The sequence below is a fragment of the Siminovitchia fortis genome, from assembly GCF_003605365.2.
Taxonomy (GTDB): Bacteria; Bacillota; Bacilli; order Bacillales; family Bacillaceae_C; genus Siminovitchia; species Siminovitchia fortis.
Map to the genome: position 1 here is coordinate 241,072 of NZ_QYTU02000001.1, position 14,545 is coordinate 255,616.

The following is a 14,545-nucleotide window of genomic DNA, read 5'->3' on the forward strand; positions in this document are numbered from 1 at the left end:
TGCTTAGTCTTGCTCTTTTAATGCCTGCTCCACCAATTTTTTGCCATTGCCGGCAAGAAGGTGATCAGGCTGGACGGCCAATGCTTTATTGAATTGATCCAAGGCTTTTTCAAGCTGGTTTTCTTTGCCTGCATAAGCAACCCCAAGATTATAAAAAGCGTCTGCATGCTTGGGGTCCGCTTCAGTCACTTCTGTCAATTTCTTAATCGCTTCATCCATGACTCCTGCCCTCGCCAGTGCCAGGCCGTACTGGAATTTTGCTTCAGTATCCGCATCATCCAACTCCACACTCCTTTGAAGGTAAGGGAGTGACAGCTCATTTTTGCCAAGGTTCACAAAGCACATGCCGAGCATGTAATGTAAATCATTCGTCTCCGGCCCGATTGCCAAAGCTTTTTCAAACATGCCGGCAGCTTCCGGATATTTTTCCTGATTAAAGTATAAATTCCCGTAGCTGTAATAGGCTGCTGACGCCTGATCATCCAGTTCAATGGCGCGTTTTAAAAATTCTTCTGCACGCTGCGGCTCTCTTACCGACAGAAGAACGTTTGCGAAGTTTACATAACCTACCGGATCTTTCGGATTTTCTTCGATAGCAGCCGTAAACATTTGTATGGCTTTTTCCATTTCTCCCTGCTGTAAATATTCAATGCCCTGCCTGTTTTTATCCATTTGCTACACTCCGTACATTAGTTCTTTTAGTGAAATTATAACATAAGAAAAGCGCAAGCGCCTTGCCCATCGACGTACAGACTGGAGTGCCTCCGACGAGATAAAGGAAACACGGCGAGGAACGAGCCGATGTTGACTTATCGTAGGAGGAGGCGCGAAGTCTGCTAGTCGATAGGCGCTGGAGCTAGACAATAAAAGGATTTGTTCAAAATTTTAAAGCTAAAAAATCTTATACTTCCTTAAACAGCGGAAAAAGCCGCTTATGAAAATAAGCAGCCTTCCAATTATCCAACATACATTAATCTTTGTCCATCCCGGAAAATCCGGTCAATCGTTCCTCCGCCAAGGCAGACATCACCGTCATAAAACACGACTGCCTGCCCGGGCGTCACAGCTCTTACCGGCCTTGCAAACCTGACTTCGGCTTCATTTCCCGGCAGCAGCTTGACCGTGACTTCCTCATCCGGCTGCCGGTAACGGAATTTTGCCGTACAGGTAAACTCTGATTCTTTCTCCTGATCGGAAATCCAGTTCACCTTGATGGCCTGGATGCTGTCGGAATATAAAGCCGGATGATGGAACCCCTGTTCCACATATAAAACATTTTGCTCAAGATTTTTTCCGACGACAAACCACGGATCGCCTGCTCCCCCGATGCCAAGACCATGGCGTTGTCCGATTGTATAATACATCAATCCGTCATGACTGCCGACTCTTCTTCCGTCCAAGGTCTCCATGTTCCCTTTCTGGGCCGGAAGATAGCCGCTTAAGAACTCCTTGAAATTCCGTTCTCCGATAAAACAGATTCCCGTACTGTCCTTTTTCTCTGCCGTAGCCAGGCCTGCTTCTTTGGCAATTTCCCTTACCCTTTTCTTGTCGATGCCCCCAAGCGGAAACATGACTTTTTGAAGCTGGTCCTGGGTCAGCTGGTTTAAAAAGTACGTCTGATCCTTGTTTTGATCAATGCCCCGCAGCATTTTAACTTCCCCATTGCCACGTTCGACCCGCGCATAGTGGCCTGTCGCCAAATAATCAGCGCCAAGCTTTAGTGCGTGATCCAAAAACGCTTTAAATTTGATTTCTTTGTTGCACACCACATCAGGATTGGGCGTTCTTCCCGCTTTATATTCATCAAGGAAATAAGTGAATACCTTATCCCAATATTGCTGTTCAAAGTTGACGGCATAATACGGTATGCCGATTTGATTGCATACCCTTATAACGTCATTGTAATCTTCTGTAGCCGTGCATACGCCGAATTCATCCGTGTCATCCCAATTTTTCATAAAAATTCCGATTACATCATAGCCTTGCTCTTTTAACAGGAGGGCGGCTACAGATGAGTCGACTCCACCGGACATACCGACGATCACACGTGTATCCTTCGGTGCTTTATTCACGGTAATCTTCCTTTCATGTCGTAAGCCTTCGGACAATTTCAGCTATTTTCTCAGCTGCCTCCACGGCTTGTTCCCCTGTATTGCCGAGCCCGAAACTGAAACGGATTGAATTGCGGGTCCGTTCCGATCCGCTGCCAAACATAGCTGTCAATACATGGGATGGCTCAATAGAACCGGCTGTACATGCTGAACCGCTTGATGCCGCAATTCCGGACAAGTCAAAATTCACAAGAAGGGATTCCACTTCCGTGCCGGGAAAGCTGATATTCAAAATATGGGGAACCGATTCCTCCATTGAACCGTTGACTGTAAAATTGATTTTTTCGTCTTCAAGCGCCTGGAGAAATTTATCCTTAAGCTGTTTATATGACTGTCTTTTTTCTTCCAGCCTGCTGGAAGTAATCGAAGCGACTTCCGCAAATCCTGCAATAGATACAAGATTTTCTGTACCCGGCCGCCTCTTCAGCTCCTGTTCTCCTCCATAGAACAAAGAATCCATTCTTGTTCCATTCTTGATATAGAGAAACCCGACGCCTTTTGGCCCATTTATTTTATGGGCAGAAGCGGACAAAAGATCAACGTGAAGATCATTTACATCTATTTCTTCCGTCCCATACGCCTGAACGGCATCCGTGTGAAAATAAGCCTGATGGTCCTTTAATAATGAACCGATTTTGCTGATTGGCTGAATGGTCCCCACTTCGTTGTTAGCAAACATGATCGTTACAAGGATCGTATCATCTCGAAGAGCTTTTTCAATCTCTCCCACATGGATCAATCCATTTTCATCCGGCTGTACATATGTCACTTCAAACCCTTCCTTCTCAAGGAAGTTACAGGCGTAAAGTACGGCGTGATGTTCAATGGACGAAGTGATGACATGCTTCCCTTTATCACGGTTTGCGATGGCTGTCCCTATGACTGCGAGATTATCTGCTTCCGTCCCACCGCTCGTAAAGACAATTTCATTATCTTTTGCATGAATCGTCCGGGCAATCTTCGTTCTCGCCCGGTCCAGCAAATGACGGGCCTGGCGGCCGAAAGCATGAATGCTGGACGGGTTGCCGTATATTTCTTTCATGACGGTTGTCATTTGCTCAACAGCCTGTGGATGGAGCGGTGTTGTAGCAGCATGATCCAAATAAATTTTATTCATTGTTCCCACCAATTTTCAAGATTAGATATAAAACATATATGGCTGTACCTGGCCTTCATCTTCATGGTTGGCCAGGTCTTCGACAGTCGTACTGTCCAAAACATCTTTTACAGCGTCGCGTATTCGTATCCATAATGCCCTTTTGGCAGGTTCTTCATCCTCAATGCCTTCCACCGGGCTGATGGGGCCTTCCAAAACACGGATGATGTCGCCTGCAGTAATCTCCGAAGGCTCCTTTGCCAAAATGTATCCGCCGTACGCCCCCCTGACGCTTTTGACCAATCCCGCATTGCGAAGAGGTCCGGCAAGCTGCTCCAGGTAATGCTCAGACAGATTATGAGACTGTGCGATCGATTTTAAGGATATGGGACCCTCTCCATATCTTTTTCCAAGTTCAATCATGATAGTCAGACCATAACGGCCTTTGGTAGAAATTTTCATACACTTGCACCCCGTTCAATTTCATTCACTTTTTCGTCTTTAAGCCATTTATGTGTAATGGTCCTGCACTGCGGCAACGCGATACCGATGAAAGTGCCTGCTGCGAGACTGAAAACGACCGTTCCTATGAAAACAGGGCCTCCAAGCAGCCAGCCGATGGCAAGAACACCCACTTCCATCAGCCGCCTTGCGTTTGCGACTTTCCATTTCGTCTTGGCAGTCAAAGCAAGCATAAAGCTGTCCCTTGGACCGGCTCCAAGCTCTGCTGATAAATAAATTCCCATGCCGTACGCATAAACGACCATTCCAACTAAGAACATGACGGCTTTTCCCTGCCACGATTGCGGCTCTGCCATAAACGGCAAAAGCATATACATATCAATAAAAACGCCGACTAAAATCATATTTAAATAAGCTCCGAACTTCGGCCACTCTTTCATTATGATCCCGGCTATACCCAGGACGATAAAACCGACAATAATACTCCATGTACCGATTGTCAAGCCGAATTGGTAATAGAGTCCGACGTGAAGAACGTCCCAAGGAGCGACACCCAAATTGGCAACGATCGTCAGCGTGATTCCAAGAGTCATGATTAGCAATCCAACTGTGAAAATGGCAAATCTTTTTTGTAATTGCTGTCTTCTCTTCAATTCCCCTACTCCTTTTGCATTTCTTCATTATAGCATACCAGCAAGTTAAAATGCATATGGCGCGCAAGTTTGGTATGATATAAGCAATGGATAAATAGAACAGCAGTTTGGAGAGGATGTCATGAACGCACAACCTTTGGCTTTTCGGATGCGCCCAAGAACGATTGATGAAGTAGTCGGACAGGAACATCTTGTCGGTGAAGGAAAGATCATCTCAAGGATGGTAAAAGCGAAACAGCTTTCTTCCATGATTTTATACGGACCTCCCGGCATTGGAAAAACATCGATAGCAAGTGCCATCGCCGGAAGTACAAAGTATGCATTCCGTTCATTGAATGCAGTGACAAACAATAAAAAAGATATGGAAATTGTAGCTGCTGAAGCAAAAATGAGCGGGAAAGTCATACTCCTGTTGGATGAGGTACACCGACTTGACAAGGCGAAGCAGGATTTTCTGCTTCCGTATTTGGAAAATGGCATGATCATTCTGATCGGTGCCACAACGAGCAATCCTTACCATGCAATCAACCCTGCCATCAGAAGCCGGTGCCAGATTTTTGAACTTTTTCCTTTGGAAGAGTCCGATATGGTCAAGGCCATAAAAAGGGCACTCCAAGATGAGGAGCGCGGCATTGGCAAATATAAAATAGATTTGGATGAGAATGCGCTTCATCATTTTGCTTCCGCAAGCAGCGGAGATGTAAGGAGCGCGTTGAACGCCCTTGAACTGGCTGTTCTTTCAACGGAGCCGGACAAAGATGGCGTCATTCACATTACGGTGGAAGTTGCAGAAGAATGCCTCCAGAAAAAAGCTTTCTCCCATGATAAAGACGGAGACGCCCACTATGATGTTTTGAGTGCTTTTCAAAAGTCAATCCGCGGGAGTGATGTCAACGCTGCATTACATTATTTGGGAAGAATGATTGAAGCGGGCGATTTGCCAAGCATATCAAGGCGGCTGCTTGTCACCGCCTATGAAGATATCGGCCTGGCCAATCCGCAAGCCGGTCCCAGGGCACTGGCAGCTGTACAGACGGCGGAAAAAATCGGCTTTCCAGAGGCCCGCATTCCGTTGGCGAACGCCGTAGTGGAATTATGCCTATCTCCCAAATCCAACTCCGCCTATAAAGCGATGGATGAAGCATTAAGCGATATCAGATCAGGAAAAAGCGGAGAAGTTCCTCTCCATTTGAAAGACTCCCATTATAAAGGTGCGAAAGCATTAGGCAGGGGCATTGACTACAAATATCCGCATAACTATGAATCAGGATGGGTCAAACAGCAGTATCTTCCTGACACATTAAAAGGAAAAGAGTATTACAAGCCGATAAAGACGGGGAAATTCGAGCAGGCCTTGGCAGCTGTCTATGAAAAAATTAAAAACAACTAATAAATTACGGGACCGCGAGGTCCCGTCCATATTTTTAACCGTTATTTACCCTTTCAATATGAATATCCTTCAACAATTCCCTTACAACATGGCTCGCCATAATCAGCCCGGCGGCCGAAGGCACAAAAGCATTCGATGAAGGAGGCATTTTCGCTTTCCTAATATCCGAATCCTGTTTTCCGACTTCTTGAACCACGTCTTCTCTGGCTACAATCGGGCTTTCATCGGAGAAGACGACAGGAACCCCTTTTTTGATACCCTCTTTTCTGAGCCTTGTCCTGATCACTTTTGCAATCGGATCAGTATGTGTTTTAAAAATATCCTTGATCATGAACCTGGTCGGGTCCATCTTGTTTGCCGCACCCATGCTTGAAATCATCGGTATATCCCTTTTCAGGCATTCTTTGATCAGATGAATTTTATAAGAAATCGTATCGGAAGCGTCCACGACAAAATCAAGATCATGCGAAAAAAACTCCTCATATGTCTCTTCCGTGTAAAACATCTTCAAAGCGATGACTTCGCATTCCGGATTAATGTCTTTAATCCTTTCTTTCATCAAATCCGCTTTCGGTTGTCCAATGGTGGACAACAAGGCTATGATCTGCCTGTTGACGTTCGTAATATCCACATTGTCTTTATCAACGAGAATTAATTTGCCGACGCCTGACCTTGCCAGGGCCTCGGCGGCAAATGAACCGACTCCGCCGATTCCGAGAACAGCAACTGTACTGTTTCTCAATATATCCAATCCTTCTTTTCCTATCGCCAATTCATTGCGTGAAAACTGATGCAGCATGATAATCAACTCCAGATTTAAATGAATACTGGACTAAGATTAATTTAAAAAAAATCAGTTTGCAAGTAAAAAAGCGCAAGCGCCTTGATTAGCGCAGGCAAACAAGACGATTCCCGAGGAGGCAGTTCCTCAGCCACCACAGGGAAGCGGCTTGTGACCTCGAGGGGCTAGGCGCTGAAGCTGGACAGTCATTCTTGAAAACATATACTTTCCAAGTAAAAAAAAAAGCAATCTGCCTGGACAGATTGCTTTTTTAAAGATGAAAAGTCCCGATTGTGCCGTTTTTATGTTCCTTTGTTTTGAACCCGCTCTCGGCAGGTGGGTGCTCTGCTCCAAATCTCAAGCGTCCTTTTGCCAAAGGCTTGCTATCAAAATGGAAACTCCAAGCTCCCGTAGTTAAAACTTGTCGGTCAAAACGATAAGGTATTTAAACGAACACATCAGGACTTTTCTGTTGATTAAATATTATCACAGGCACAAAAATATATCAATTGAAAACGGCTTGGCAATTTCAAACAGAGGGATACTCTTGATCTCCAAAGGTTAAAAAGGCGAACCGTGAAAAGGTCCGCCCTTGAACGTTTGTATAATTGCCATGTTAAATTACACTTGTTTTCTGGGCATTCGTATCATTGACATCTTGGTCATTGACAAGATTAAGCGGGACATTCGTGATTGCAAAGTCCCCGTTTTCTTCCCCTAAGCCATAGTTTTGCTTATTGCTCAGAAAAATATCAAAACGCGCAGAGGCCGCCATGTTTATAGATGCATTTCGATCTATTGTATTCACTTTAAACGCCAACAAGTTTATGACTACAGGTCCAAACACCAGTATCTCACCCTTTCCCCCTCTTCATAGGCAGCGCGTTAAAGGTGGATGGGGAATCCACTAGATAGCGGTCATCAACAAAACTTTGCGGACTTAAAAAGGCAACGTCGTCTCCTAAATTCTGTCCGAACCCTTGCGTTTTCTTATCGTGATTATTCCAATCAGCTAATAAGCTTTGGCCTATATTAACAGCAGAAGCGTTTTCAAAGGAATTGATCTTTAACATGAATATATTAATATTGATTGATGTCCCTCTCATGCCCCTCCCTCCTCCTTTTAGTGAATATATTACGAAGCCCTGCCATTTATGTGGTAAAAAACAAAAGTCAATGCAATCCATTTAAAGAATCAGTGTAATGAATGGATTATTGCACTAATACATATATAAAAGGATTAAAACAATAACGTTAAATCTGCACTGCGGAACTAGTGCCGGCTTGCGTGAACTTCCGGTTCGGCCAAGTCCTGCTTTTCGAACATACTTGAGCTATCATCCTTCCTGTCTGATTGAAAAGATTGACGTTTGGAGGTAGGAATAATGGACCTGGAAAAACTAAAACAGTGGATGGAAATGGCGCAAAAATACCAAAACGGGAATTTCTGGGAGTCCATTTTTGACCAATATAACAATACAACGGAACAAACTCATCCAGGCAATAAAATGCCATCACAGCCAAGTAAAGCTTCGAAGCGATTTCCTTTAGTGGATATTTATTTAACAGATACGCAAATTATGGTCATCGTTGAACTGCCGGGTCTCCAAAAAGAAGAGGTGCAACTATCAATCTCAGGAAATAAATTGCTTGTCAAAGGCGTAAGCAAACAACCATTCGTATCAGGGTCTCCCTATTTGACTGAACGGCAGTATGGGGAATTTGAAAGACTCATTGAGCTGCCGGAACCTGCTGACCATAAAGACATTCAAGCTAAATTTGAGGGCGGGCTTCTGTTTGTTACATATAAGAGAAGATATACCCGGCATGAGAATATTCCTATCCTATAATGGTCTCCTTTTTACGACATTGTAATCGATGAAATCGGAATCCTCCACGATTGAAACGGGGTAATCTTGTATGACTCCATCGCCGCTTTGTTCACCAAACCCCTCAGCACGATGATTGAAGACATGGTTGCCTTGTGAATGTGTACTGCCTAAAGTAACGGAAGAATTCCTGTCCATTGTCCGAATGTGCAAACCATGTAACCCAATGGTAGTTTTTGCTTTCATTTTGAACATCCCCTTTCATTTTTTGGACAAACTCTTTTAAACAATAAAGGTGTGAAATGATGATGCCTATAAAAGGTTTATTCAATCGAAATGAAAATAATGAAGATGAAATACAGATTCTCAAAAAAAGAGTTCACGCATTAGAGCAGCGAGTGAATAAAATAAATACATTGGATGTTCATATGAAAAGGCTGCTCAAACTGGAGAGCAAATGGCAAAAAGAGAGCTTTTCCTCCAAATATGGAAAAAGTGAACATCAAGAACTGCCTCAAAAAGATAAAAAGGAAGAAAGCAATCAACGGGAAGCTTTTACTGCAATGGAAAAGCGCTTTTATTTACAAATATATACGTATATTTCACAATCATTAGCTCCGATTCAGGAGAAAATAAACCGTATGGAAGATCAAATAACCGGTTTGGAAAATGATTTTGCCATGATGAAGGAGAGCATAGAAGAAAACAGGCAGCAGACGATGGAACTAAAGAGCGAATTAGAAAAAATGAAAACCGCTTCCATTCCGAAAAAAAAGGAAGAACAGCCTGTTGTCATACGAGAAATAAAAGTCGATAAAATTTTATTGGATAAATACGAACAAAACAATAATTTCGCCAACTTGGGAATCAAGGATTTAGGCGGACAGCTTAATATCGGGGCAACATATGGAACAAGCACTCTGCCGGCGGAAATTGCCGAAGATATAAAAGCTGACTTCGAAAGCTTTAAGCAAGATAGCGAAATGGATGAGACAGAGAATATAGAGGAGGAATCCGGTGGGGAAGCCGGAGAAGAATCGAGTGAAGACTCCAGCTGGGATTCCAGCATGGAATCCGGAGAAAAGTCCAATAATGACCAAAAAGCTGATGATGATGACGGCTATTTTACAGACATTCCCATTAAATGACGGAAAGGAGGCCTGCTTTACATGCAAGCCTCCTTTCCGCTTTGCAACAATGCCTTTCGGGGCGGACAAGCCTTGTTTTTTATTTTCCGATTTTCAGATGGAGCTCTTTTAATTGCTTGCTGTCCACTTCGTCCGGTGCTTTCATCAGGAGATCGCTGGCACTTGCTGTTTTTGGAAAAGCAATCGTATCTCTGAGGCTGGACCGTCCGGCAAGGACCATGACCATTCTGTCAAGGCCAAGCGCAATCCCCCCATGCGGAGGAGTGCCATAATCAAAAGCTTCAAGCAAAAATCCGAATTTCTCCCGGGCTTCTTCTTCCGAGAAACCAAGGGCCTTGAACATTTTTTCCTGGACATCCCTTTCAAAAATCCTTAATGATCCCCCGCCGAGTTCATACCCATTCAGGACAAGATCGTATGCTTGCGCACGCACACGCCCAGGATTTGTTTCAAGGTACTTGACGTCTTCCCTGACCGGCATTGTGAATGGATGGTGTGCTGCTGTAAAGCGCCCTTCTTCCTCATCATATTCCAGCAACGGCCAGTCGACGACCCAAAGGAAATTGAATTTGCTTTCATCGATGAGCCCAAGCTCTTTGCCGAGCTTCAATCTTAAGGCGTTCAGCGAATCAGCCACCACATTCTTTTTGTCTGCCACATATAAAATCAAATCGCCGGCTTCAGCCTGGAGTACAGTTGTAAGCTGCTTAACTTCCTCCTCATCAAAAAATTTGGCGATTGGGCCTTTGATGCCGTCCTCTTCGACTTTCATCCAGGCAAGCCCTTTTGCCCCATAAATAGCAGCAAATTCCCCAAGCGCATCAATATCTTTTCTGGAATACTTTTCCGCAGCCTGTTTTACAACAATGGCTTTAACCTGGCCTCCAGATTCAACCGCTCCGGAAAACACCTTGAAATTCGAGTCCTTTACGATTTCAGAAACATCCTGAAGCTCCATTTCAAAACGGGTGTCAGGCTTGTCGGAACCGAAACGCGCCATCGCCTCATCATATGTCATGACAGGGAAAGGCTCAGAAACATCAAGGCCTTTCACATCTTTCATGACTTTAACCATCATTTTTTCTGTCATGTCCATAATTTCCTTCTGGTCCATGAAGCTGGTTTCGATATCCACTTGTGTGAATTCAGGCTGGCGGTCCGCCCTTAGATCTTCGTCCCTGAAACAGCGGGCGATCTGATAATACTTGTCAAATCCACTGACCATCAAAAGCTGTTTGAACAGCTGAGGCGACTGCGGCAATGCATAAAACTCGCCCGGATGGACACGGCTCGGAACTAAGTAGTCCCTTGCTCCTTCTGGAGTGCTTTTTGTCAGCATCGGTGTTTCGATATCAAGAAAACCATTTTCATCCAAGTAATTCCGGATCGTTTTTGTGACATCATGCCGCATCTTGAACACTTCAAACATTTCAGGCCGGCGCAGGTCCAGATAGCGATATTTCAGCCGGATGTCTTCCGCTGCATCCGTCCTGTCCTCTATCATGAACGGAGGTGTTTTCGCTTTATTGATAATGGCCACTTCGCTCGCGATCACTTCAATTGTCCCGGTCTTTATTTTGGGATTAAAAGTAGATTCATCCCGCTTGACCACTTCACCTTTTACGTCAATAACAAACTCGTTTCTGATTGTTTCGGCAGTTTCCAGCGCTTCTTTCGATACCTCCGGATTAAAGACAATTTGAACGACACCCGTACGGTCACGAAGATCGATGAAGATCAGCCCGCCCAAATCGCGGCGCCTCTGGACCCAGCCTTTTAAATTAACAGATTCCCCGATTGCATTTTCTGTCATTTCTCCACAATAATATGTTCTTCCATACATGAGCAGACTCTCCTTATCAACCTCTATTTAAAAATTCAACAATGTTTTCAAGTGGAACATTTTCCTGTTCACCCGTTTGCAGATCTTTTATAACCGCTGTACCATTTTCCAGCTCATCTTCCCCGATGATAAGGGCAAACTTGGCATTTATTCTTTCGGCAGCCTTGAATTGGGCTTTCATCTTGCGTCCCATATAATCTTTCTCAGCGGAAAGGCCTTCCCGGCGAAGCTTTTGCAAAAGCGGAACAGTATAATCCATCGCTTTGTCCCCAATTGCAATAATATAGCAGTCAACAGCCTCCTCGTGAGGAAGAGCGGCTCCTTCTGCCTCAAGCGCGCTTAAAAGTCGTTCAATGCTTAGCGCAAAGCCGATTCCTGGCTGGTCCGGACCGCCCACATCCTGTACAAGGCCATTGTACCTTCCTCCGCCGCATAAAGTGGTGATAGCGCCGAACCCTTCCGCCTCACTCATGATTTCAAAAGCTGTATGGTTATAATAATCCAATCCTCTTACAAGTGTCGGATCCACGACAAACTCGATTTTCATGTCAGTCAGATGTTTCTTTACTTTTTCAAAATATTGACTTGATTCTTCATTTAAATAATCAAGTATGGAAGGGGCAGATTTCATCAGCTCGTGATCCCGGTCCCGTTTGCAGTCCAAAACCCTTAACGGATTCGTTTCAAGACGCTGCTGGCAATCATCGCAAAACTCCCCGATCCTCGGCTGAAAATGAGCGACCAGCGCGTCCCTGTGCGCTTTCCTGCTGGAGCTGTCACCCAGGCTGTTAAGGACAAGGCGCAGCTTTTTCAAACCGAGCTCCCTGTACAGCTCCATCGCGAGTGAAATGACCTCCGCGTCAATGGTCGGATCATCGCTTCCGATCGCCTCCACTCCAAATTGTACAAACTGCCGGTAGCGGCCGGCCTGCGGACGCTCATAACGGAACATCGGCCCCAAATAATAAAGCTTGACAGGCTGGACCGTTTGTCCGTACATTTTATTTTCGGCGTAAGACCGCACAACAGCAGCCGTCCCTTCCGGGCGCAGCGTCAGACTGCGGCCGCCCCTGTCTTCGAACGTGTACATCTCTTTCTGGACAATATCTGTCGTATCGCCGACACTCCGCTGAAATAGTTCCGTATGTTCAAAAATCGGTGTCCTGATTTCTTTGTATAAATACCTTCTGCATATGTCCTTGGCCTTTTTTTCAATAAACTGCCACTTTTCCACTTCGCCTGGAAGCAAATCCTGCGTACCTCTTGGTATTTGAATAGACAAGCTCATATCTCCTTTCTACACAACAGATAAAAATAAAAATACCCCCGGTCTCTTGTTTCGTAAAACAAGGGACGAGAGTATTCCCGCGGTGCCACCCTTTTTAAAAGCGGTCTTCCCACTTTCACTTTTTCACATAACGCTGTTTGCGTCCTTCTCCTACTGGGCAGTAAAGCTGTTCGAAGCGGAATCCTAAGGAGTGTCTTTCATCGGGGCTATTTGCGGAAATATTTTCAGCCTGGATATTTCCTCTCTGCCCAAACGGTTCCCGACTACTCTCTCCCTCACCGGATGAACTATCTGTAATTTATCTATATAATCATACGAAGGCAAACCGTTTTTGTCAACGTTTAACTGCGTTCGAGCTCTCTTTTTAATAATTGGATCCCGGAGTTGTCCCATCCGGATTCATGCATCAACAACTCCGGCATTTCGCCGGACCCATTTTCAAGCAAGTTTTGTAAATCCAGTCCGTCTATATTTGGCAAAGCTAATCCTGCGCATCGGCCTTTTTCACTGATCCTCATAGAATTCCTCCTGAAATTGATATTCATTTATTATTCCCATTGCAGAACAATTTAATGATGAACAGCGGCTTTTTTTTGCACTTTTTTATTTTTACTCCTCATGCGATAATGATTACCAAGAGAGAAAGGCGGTATATCCGTGGGAAAAAAAGATTTATTGATGATTCTTGCACTCATTTTTATAATCGCCGGATGCGGCAAGGATTCGTCATCCATCGCCGAAGACACCGAAACCGCCACAATTACAGGTGAAGTGGTCAATGTCCGCGAAAAACCCGGCACATCCTATCCAATCATTACCCAAATAAAAAAAGAGGAAACATACCCTGTAATCAATGAAAAAGACGACTGGTATGAAATCAAACTGCCTTCGGGTGAGACCGGCTGGATTGCCGGCTGGCTGGCATCCAAAGATACGGCAAAATTACCGTCAACAGAAGGCAGCATCGCTGTTCAAAACTTGAATGTCCGGTCAGAGCCCGGCATAGAAAGTGATATTCTCGGTAAATTGAAAGAAGGAGACAAAGTAAAGATTATTGAAGAGAGCAACGGGTGGAGCAAGATCCATTTTGAATCCGGGACTGCATGGGTCAGCAGCGAATATGTTGATAAAAAGGATGCCGGAGGCAAAAAAGCAAAACATGAACCGGCGAATATAATGGTTCTTCACGATCATTCAAATATAAGGAAGAAGCCTGATATCAAATCAAACATTGTCGGACAAGCTTACGCAGGCGAAGTATACGAAGTCATTGATCAAAAAAACGGCTGGATGGAAGTGAAGACATCCAAAGGGAAAAAAGGATACATAGCCGGCTGGGTCGTTTCATCAACTGACAGGCCTCCCAGCCAAAGAAGGCCAGGAAAAGGGGTATCCGGAAAGCTTATCGTCATTGATGCAGGACATGGAGGCAACGATCAGGGCGCTGCCGGAAAAAACGGAACGCTTGAAAAATACTTGACAATGAAAACTGCAAAGCTCCTTGAAAAAAAACTGGATAAAGCCGGTGCCCAGGTCGTGTTGACTAGAACCGGGGACAAATATGTCCCCCTGTATAACAGGACAAACATAGCCTCCGAAAACAGAGCAGATGCTTTCATCAGCCTGCATTTTGACAGCATCGACGACGCTTCCGCCTCAGGCCACACGACTTATTATTATCATTCATATGAAAAGCGGCTTGCTGATACAATCCACAGCCATTTGTCCGAGTCAATCAAATTGAAAGACCGGGGAACACAATTTGGGGATTATTATGTAATGAGGGAAAATACCCAGCCGGCCGTCTTGCTGGAGCTAGGGTATGTGAGCAATGAAGATGAGGAAAAAATCATTAAAACGAAGAAATACCGTGAACAAGTTACCGATTCGATTGTCAAAGGACTTCAGGATTTTTTTAAATAAAAAATAGGGCACTGCTTTTTA

At 44.6% G+C, this 14,545-nt stretch carries 16 protein-coding genes, 1 other RNA gene and 1 other annotated feature; of the genes, 4 read left to right on the forward strand and 13 right to left on the reverse strand.

Annotated elements, in window-relative coordinates; translation table 11 throughout:
* Positions 1-3: 3 nt before the first annotated feature.
* From D4N35_RS01315 to D4N35_RS01335, 5 genes are all read right to left on the reverse strand, one after another.
* Positions 4-672: a tetratricopeptide repeat protein gene (locus tag D4N35_RS01315; RefSeq protein WP_120068738.1), complete on the reverse strand. Its 669-nt coding sequence runs from the start codon at positions 670-672 to the stop codon at positions 4-6.
* A 284-nt stretch (positions 673-956) separates the two neighbouring features.
* Entirely contained in the window at positions 957-2,072 is a 1,116-nt protein-coding gene (gene mnmA, locus D4N35_RS01320) for a tRNA 2-thiouridine(34) synthase MnmA (protein ID WP_120068741.1), read from the reverse strand.
* A gap of 13 nt (positions 2,073-2,085) precedes the next feature.
* Positions 2,086-3,228: a cysteine desulfurase family protein gene (locus D4N35_RS01325; protein WP_120068745.1), complete on the reverse strand. Its 1,143-nt coding sequence runs from the start codon at positions 3,226-3,228 to the stop codon at positions 2,086-2,088.
* Between the two features lie 21 nt (positions 3,229-3,249).
* Entirely contained in the window at positions 3,250-3,669 is a 420-nt protein-coding gene (cymR, locus tag D4N35_RS01330) for a cysteine metabolism transcriptional regulator CymR (protein ID WP_018705754.1), read from the reverse strand.
* Positions 3,666-4,322, reverse strand: a complete 657-nt coding sequence (locus tag D4N35_RS01335; protein ID WP_120068748.1) for a YczE/YyaS/YitT family protein — start codon at positions 4,320-4,322, stop codon at positions 3,666-3,668. The genes cymR and D4N35_RS01335 overlap by 4 nt, the downstream gene beginning before the upstream one ends.
* 121 nt (positions 4,323-4,443) lie before the next feature.
* Between D4N35_RS01335 and D4N35_RS01340 the strand changes: the two genes are divergently transcribed.
* Positions 4,444-5,712, forward strand: coding sequence for a replication-associated recombination protein A (locus D4N35_RS01340; protein ID WP_120068751.1), 1,269 nt, complete (start codon positions 4,444-4,446; stop codon positions 5,710-5,712).
* A 34-nt stretch (positions 5,713-5,746) separates the two neighbouring features.
* Here D4N35_RS01340 and D4N35_RS01345 read toward each other — a convergent pair whose 3' ends face one another.
* The 4 genes from D4N35_RS01345 to D4N35_RS01360 form a co-directional block, all read right to left on the reverse strand.
* Positions 5,747-6,511, reverse strand: coding sequence for a tRNA threonylcarbamoyladenosine dehydratase (locus D4N35_RS01345; protein WP_120068753.1), 765 nt, complete (start codon positions 6,509-6,511; stop codon positions 5,747-5,749).
* Between the two features lie 262 nt (positions 6,512-6,773).
* Positions 6,774-6,961: non-coding RNA, 6S RNA (ssrS, locus tag D4N35_RS01350), on the reverse strand.
* Between the two features lie 148 nt (positions 6,962-7,109).
* On the reverse strand, positions 7,110-7,340 hold the full coding sequence (locus tag D4N35_RS01355) for a hypothetical protein (RefSeq protein WP_120068756.1): 231 nt from the start codon (positions 7,338-7,340) through the stop codon (positions 7,110-7,112).
* Between the two features lie 7 nt (positions 7,341-7,347).
* Positions 7,348-7,599 (reverse strand): hypothetical protein, encoded by a 252-nt coding sequence (locus D4N35_RS01360; RefSeq protein ID WP_120068760.1) that lies wholly within the window; start codon positions 7,597-7,599, stop codon positions 7,348-7,350.
* 279 nt (positions 7,600-7,878) lie between these two features.
* On the opposite strand from D4N35_RS01360, the gene D4N35_RS01365 reads away from it, so the two are divergent.
* On the forward strand, positions 7,879-8,343 hold the full coding sequence (locus D4N35_RS01365) for an Hsp20/alpha crystallin family protein (protein WP_120068763.1): 465 nt from the start codon (positions 7,879-7,881) through the stop codon (positions 8,341-8,343).
* Here D4N35_RS01365 and D4N35_RS01370 read toward each other — a convergent pair.
* Complete coding sequence (locus D4N35_RS01370; RefSeq protein ID WP_120068767.1) at positions 8,338-8,568, reverse strand: hypothetical protein; 231 nt, start codon at positions 8,566-8,568, stop codon at positions 8,338-8,340. The two genes, D4N35_RS01365 and D4N35_RS01370, sit on opposite strands and share 6 nt — an antisense overlap.
* Before the next feature lie 59 nt (positions 8,569-8,627).
* On the opposite strand from D4N35_RS01370, the gene D4N35_RS01375 reads away from it, so the two are divergent.
* A complete protein-coding gene (locus tag D4N35_RS01375) occupies positions 8,628-9,470 on the forward strand; it encodes an AAA family ATPase (RefSeq protein ID WP_120068771.1) in 843 nt (280 codons plus the stop codon).
* A gap of 79 nt (positions 9,471-9,549) precedes the next feature.
* Here the strand turns inward: D4N35_RS01375 and aspS are convergent, their stop codons facing one another.
* From aspS to D4N35_RS17975, 3 genes are all read right to left on the reverse strand, one after another.
* Complete coding sequence (gene aspS, locus D4N35_RS01380) at positions 9,550-11,313, reverse strand: aspartate--tRNA ligase (RefSeq protein ID WP_120068774.1); 1,764 nt, start codon at positions 11,311-11,313, stop codon at positions 9,550-9,552.
* A gap of 16 nt (positions 11,314-11,329) precedes the next feature.
* A complete protein-coding gene (gene hisS, locus D4N35_RS01385) occupies positions 11,330-12,595 on the reverse strand; it encodes a histidine--tRNA ligase (RefSeq protein WP_120068778.1) in 1,266 nt (421 codons plus the stop codon).
* A 64-nt stretch (positions 12,596-12,659) separates the two neighbouring features.
* Positions 12,660-12,889: a binding site (T-box leader), on the reverse strand.
* Between the two features lie 53 nt (positions 12,890-12,942).
* A complete protein-coding gene (locus D4N35_RS17975) occupies positions 12,943-13,119 on the reverse strand; it encodes a hypothetical protein (protein ID WP_164876249.1) in 177 nt (58 codons plus the stop codon).
* 139 nt (positions 13,120-13,258) lie between these two features.
* Here D4N35_RS17975 and D4N35_RS01390 point away from each other — a divergent pair, with 139 nt between their 5' ends.
* Complete coding sequence (locus D4N35_RS01390; protein ID WP_120068781.1) at positions 13,259-14,524, forward strand: N-acetylmuramoyl-L-alanine amidase family protein; 1,266 nt, start codon at positions 13,259-13,261, stop codon at positions 14,522-14,524.
* Positions 14,525-14,545: the final 21 nt, after the last annotated feature.

Excerpts from the sequence above, each read along its gene's own strand:
- D4N35_RS01325 (WP_120068745.1), bottom strand. The coding sequence starts at position 3,228 with ATGAATAAAATTTATTTGGATCATGCTGCTACAACACCGCTCCATCCA.
- aspS (WP_120068774.1), bottom strand. The coding sequence starts at position 11,313 with ATGTATGGAAGAACATATTATTGTGGAGAAATGACAGAAAATGCAATC.
- D4N35_RS01365 (WP_120068763.1), top strand. The coding sequence starts at position 7,879 with ATGGACCTGGAAAAACTAAAACAGTGGATGGAAATGGCGCAAAAATAC.
- D4N35_RS01375 (WP_120068771.1), top strand. The coding sequence starts at position 8,628 with ATGATGCCTATAAAAGGTTTATTCAATCGAAATGAAAATAATGAAGAT.
- D4N35_RS01370 (WP_120068767.1), bottom strand. The coding sequence starts at position 8,568 with ATGAAAGCAAAAACTACCATTGGGTTACATGGTTTGCACATTCGGACA.
- D4N35_RS01340 (WP_120068751.1), top strand. The coding sequence starts at position 4,444 with ATGAACGCACAACCTTTGGCTTTTCGGATGCGCCCAAGAACGATTGAT.
- D4N35_RS01345 (WP_120068753.1), bottom strand. The coding sequence starts at position 6,511 with ATGCTGCATCAGTTTTCACGCAATGAATTGGCGATAGGAAAAGAAGGA.
- cymR (WP_018705754.1), bottom strand. The coding sequence starts at position 3,669 with ATGAAAATTTCTACCAAAGGCCGTTATGGTCTGACTATCATGATTGAA.
- D4N35_RS01360 (WP_120068760.1), bottom strand. The coding sequence starts at position 7,599 with ATGAGAGGGACATCAATCAATATTAATATATTCATGTTAAAGATCAAT.
- D4N35_RS01315 (WP_120068738.1), bottom strand. The coding sequence starts at position 672 with ATGGATAAAAACAGGCAGGGCATTGAATATTTACAGCAGGGAGAAATG.
- D4N35_RS17975 (WP_164876249.1), bottom strand. The coding sequence starts at position 13,119 with ATGAGGATCAGTGAAAAAGGCCGATGCGCAGGATTAGCTTTGCCAAAT.